Raw genomic sequence first — 4283 nt, 5'->3', positions numbered from 1 at the left:
AACGATAACCAACTGGCGATGTTATTCACGCTGGCCAACCTGTTTCGGGCGGACCAAATGATACGTCAGTGGGAGAGATCTCACTAAAAACTGGGGATAACGCCTTAAATGGCGAAGAAACGGTCTAAATAGGCTGATTCAAGGCATTTACGGGAGAAAAAATCGGCTCAAACATGAAGAAATGAAATGACTGAGTCAGCCGAGAAGAATTTCCCCGCTTATTCGCACCTTCCTTAGCCGATATGCAAGGGGGAATGTGACTGACTCGGGTGACGTCAATTGAACAATACTTGGCTTTCTCCTGCACATGCTGGACACCGCTGTCGAGCGGTAACGCCTTCAGCGAGATAGGTCGCCATCAAACGACGACGCCATGCTCAATCTGACCGATGAGATCGATAACTGCCTGAGCTCCGACAGCGGTCGTCAGGAAAGTAGCAGGAGGGTTTCCTCCCAGCGCCCGGGCAGGTTTGTTCAACCACTCAAGCGCCTTCCCCCTGTCCCCCTCGAACAGCGACTCCGCAGCCTCCATCACACTAACGAATGAATAGATACGGGCACTCTGAGCGCGGGACAGCAGGGCCGCCGCAGTGCGCTTGCGTGTCACCGTCGAGCGGTCAATGCCAACCAGCTGACAGACTATCTTGACGTCGCAGCCCAGCAACGCAGCCAGTTCATTGACGATGGAGGGAGCCATTCCAGCCACAATGAGATGATGCGCCCCCACAAGCTCCTGGGGCAAGGCCAGCGAGGCCATCAGCCCCTTCGGTTGGCGGATCTGGCGAACAGAACGATAAGCAGCGTAGGACATGGCGAGGCGGCTCCCTGTATCATTGCGCCTTTAAACTAGCCCATCTAAACCATACCATCAACGATGCAGGACTCTTTCAAACCCCAAACGTTAACCTATGAAGCCACCGCAAAACTGCGCCAAACTTGCCACTAAAACTGGCGCAGTTTAGTTAACTGCGCCAAAATGGCGCCATATATATGAAAAACGCGCCAACAAACACGATGTCAGCGACCACAGACCTACTAGAGACTATCAGGGGATCCGAAAGCGGATTGACGCTGGCTGAACTGCTGGGCCGCCACCCGAGCATTGCCAGACGCACCGCACAGCGCCTGATAGCCAAGCTGATTGAAAGCGGCCACATCACAGCCCAAGGCGAAGGACGGGCTCGCCGCTATCATGCTGACTCCGAGAGCCATACCGAGCCCCGGATAGCCAAGGTGGACAGTTTCCCCGCGTTCATCCCACTCTCTGCCGACAGCCTGGATATCCTTGCCTATATCGACCAGCCCCTCCCAGCCCGCAAGCCCGTGGGCTATCAGCATGATTTCTTGCAGGCATATCATCCCAACGAAACCTGTTACCTGTCCGAATCACTGCGCCGTCAGTTGCACAACATGGGCAAGACCACAGACATCGATGAGCCTGCCGGCACATACAGTCGAGCGATCCTGAACCGTTTGTTGATCGACTTATCATGGGCATCGAGCCACCTGGAAGGTAATACCTATAGCAGGCTAGACACCCGTGAACTTATCGAGCACGGCAAGGCCGCGCGGGGTAAGGGAGCCATCGAAACGCAGATGATCCTGAACCATAAAACCGCGATCGAGTTACTGGTCGAAAACATCGACAGTGCCGAATTTAACCGCTACACCCTGATGAACTTGCACAGCGCCCTGGCGGAAAACTTGCTACCCAACCCTGCCGATGAGGGGCGCATTCGCCAACATGCTGTCGACATCAGTAAAAGTATCTATCGCCCGTTATCCACGGCACAACAAATCGAAGAGGTGCTGGACGAGGTGCTGAGCAAAGCCAATCAGATCCACGATCCGTTTGAACAATCGTTTTTCATGATGGTGCACTTGCCCTACCTACAACCTTTTGCCGACATCAATAAACGCACTTCCCGCCTGGCCGCGAATCTCCCCCTGTTTCGTGGCAACCTCTGCCCGCTCACCTTCCTCGATGTACCAGAACAGGCCTACAGCCGCGCCACCCTCGGTGTGTACGAAATGGCCCGCATCGAACTGCTACGCGACCTGTACGTGTGGGCTTATGAACGTTCAACCCAAGAATATCTTGCCATCAAGCGGGATCTCGCCGAACCTGACCCACTTCGCCTAGCATGGCGGGATCTTATCAAACAGACTGTCCGTGGGGTCGTCACGTCGATCCAACTTGATCCACTCAGCACCATTGAACAAGCGGTGTCAGGGAACGTCCCGCAGCAAGAGCGATCGGCCGTACAGGCACTGATTGTTGAAGAGTTGCGAAGGCTGCATGAAGGTGTTCTGGCACGCTATGGTTTACGGCCCTCGGAGTTTATCGCGTGGAAAGCGCAACATGGGCGCTGATTGATACTGTGACAATCGTCGAGTTGAGTATCTATTAAGGTATTCCATAGTGCGGTGCTCTATGCCGAGGACATCATCATGAGTTACCAAAGCCTGGCAGCCACCACTGCCAATATCACAGAGCTCAGACGCAATCCAATGGGGACCATCAAAGAGGGAAAAGGCGATGCCGTCGCCATCCTCTATCGTAACGAGCCAGCATTCTATTGTGTGCCGCCTGAGCTCTACGCCTACTATCTGGAACTGGCCGAAGATGCCGAGCTGAACCGTATTGTCGATGAGCGAGTCAAACGGTCGGAGTTCGTCAGCGTCAACCTGGAGGACCTATGATTTAGAATCCCATCCTTGCCATCACTCCCCTCAGCTCTTGCAAGTCAACGTTGATCAAGCGCGGGCTGGAGATCAACGCTACGATGCCCCTTATTGTCATCGCAGCATTAGTCGCGTCATGGCCCTCCTCCCCTCATTGTGTGAGCGAACTGGCAGCGCCTGCTGATCTGGGCCCCGGTGTAGTAATAAAGGGGAATTCACTTGGGCGCTTCCGATGGAGACGAACCACTGAAAAGCAAAGGCCGTCAGGCGGCATTCCTGTCTGACTCATCCATCCGGGGTTTTCAGCGTCCAATTTTGACCACCCTGGAGTGTGTGCAACCATCCGATTTTTGGATCGAAGATCCATCAGCAGCTTGTTGTCGTGCTCGGACTTCATGCGGTAGGCTGCGCCCGGCGGCAAGACGTTAGCCTAAATAACCGTTCCGAAATGTAGATCACTTATCCGGGAAAGAAGGGAACTCGGCGTCGTTTGTGCGATCTGATTAATCGCCAAACCAATCAAACGACAAACGAGCCGAGCCCGAAATGATACTAACACTCCCCGACCATGATGAGCGACGCCGGATCATCAACAAGATGCACCGGACCAAAGATAAAGATCTCTGCCGGAGGCTCAACGCCATCTTGCTCCTTGCTGACGGGCACAGTGTCTCGGCTGTTTCTCGGCTCACAGCCGCCGCCCGGTCATCGATCAATCGCTGGGTGAACTGGTACACCTTGTACGGTCTGGAGGGGCTTGAAAGCGAGCCTCGGGGGCGCAAGCCGGTGCTGCCATTTGCTCACATCTCGGGTCTATTACAGCTGTTGATCCAGTTGTCTCCACAGGAGCTCGGATATCAGCGCTCGCGTTGGAGTACCGAACTGATGGCGCTTGAACTCAAACGGAGTTGGCGCCTGACATTGCATGCTTCAACAATACGGCGATGGCTGCCCAGGCTAGGGATTGTCTGGCGCCGGGCCGCGCCCACTTTGCACATCCGCGATCCCCATAAAGAGCGGAAAATGGCCGCTATCAATGAGGCCTTGGGACGCTGCAGTGCGGACCATCCCGTGTTCTATGAAGATGAGGTGGATATCCACCTAAATCCCAAGCTGGGGGCGGACTGGATGATGCGAGGGAAGCAGAAGAAAGTGGCAACTCCGGGCCAGAATCGCAAACATTACCTCGCTGGCGCCCTGCATGCCGGAACAGGTAACGTGACCTATGTGGCGAGCGATAGCAAAGACACGGACTTGTTCTTGTCACTGCTCCAAACACTAAAGCGGACTTATCGGCGCGCCAAGAGCATCACGCTGATCCTGGATAACTACATCATCCACAAGAGCAAAAAAGCACAGCGATGGCTGGCAAAAAATCCGAAGTTCATCGTGCTTTTTCAGCCGGTGTATTCGCCATGGGTGAACCAGATTGAGCGGCTGTGGCATGCCCTCCATGAAACGATCACCCGGAACCACCAATGCCGCACATTGGGTGAGTTATTACGTCGCGTGTTCTACTTCCTGGATCATGCCGCCCCGTTCCCCGGTAATGGACATGGGCTTATGCAACTGGAGCGAAATTAGGATCAGCTATTTAG

The 4283-nt window shown here is 54.5% G+C and carries 4 protein-coding genes; 3 read left to right on the top strand and 1 reads right to left on the bottom strand.

The window, feature by feature from the left end:
- Positions 1-358: 358 nt before the first annotated feature.
- Positions 359-811, bottom strand: a complete 453-nt coding sequence (locus AB5Y54_RS02075; protein WP_021140686.1) for an antitoxin Xre/MbcA/ParS toxin-binding domain-containing protein — start codon at positions 809-811, stop codon at positions 359-361.
- A gap of 254 nt (positions 812-1065) precedes the next feature.
- Here AB5Y54_RS02075 and AB5Y54_RS02070 point away from each other — a divergent pair, with 254 nt between their 5' ends.
- The 3 genes from AB5Y54_RS02070 (at position 1066) to AB5Y54_RS02060 (ending at position 4269) form a co-directional block, all read left to right on the top strand.
- On the top strand, positions 1066-2373 hold the full coding sequence (locus AB5Y54_RS02070) for a Fic family protein (protein WP_368153165.1): 1308 nt from the start codon (positions 1066-1068) through the stop codon (positions 2371-2373).
- 78 nt (positions 2374-2451) lie between these two features.
- Complete coding sequence (locus tag AB5Y54_RS02065; protein ID WP_010674977.1) at positions 2452-2703, top strand: type II toxin-antitoxin system Phd/YefM family antitoxin; 252 nt, start codon at positions 2452-2454, stop codon at positions 2701-2703.
- A 528-nt stretch (positions 2704-3231) separates the two neighbouring features.
- On the top strand, positions 3232-4269 hold the full coding sequence (locus AB5Y54_RS02060) for an IS630-like element ISAeme16 family transposase (protein WP_041206064.1): 1038 nt from the start codon (positions 3232-3234) through the stop codon (positions 4267-4269).
- The last annotated feature ends 14 nt before the right edge of the window (positions 4270-4283 follow it).

Source organism: Aeromonas sp. s9 (assembly GCF_040907765.1).
GTDB lineage: Bacteria > Pseudomonadota > Gammaproteobacteria > Enterobacterales > Aeromonadaceae > Aeromonas > Aeromonas caviae.
Note: the sequence above shows the minus strand (reverse complement) of the source record. Positions and strands in the feature narration are given on the sequence as shown.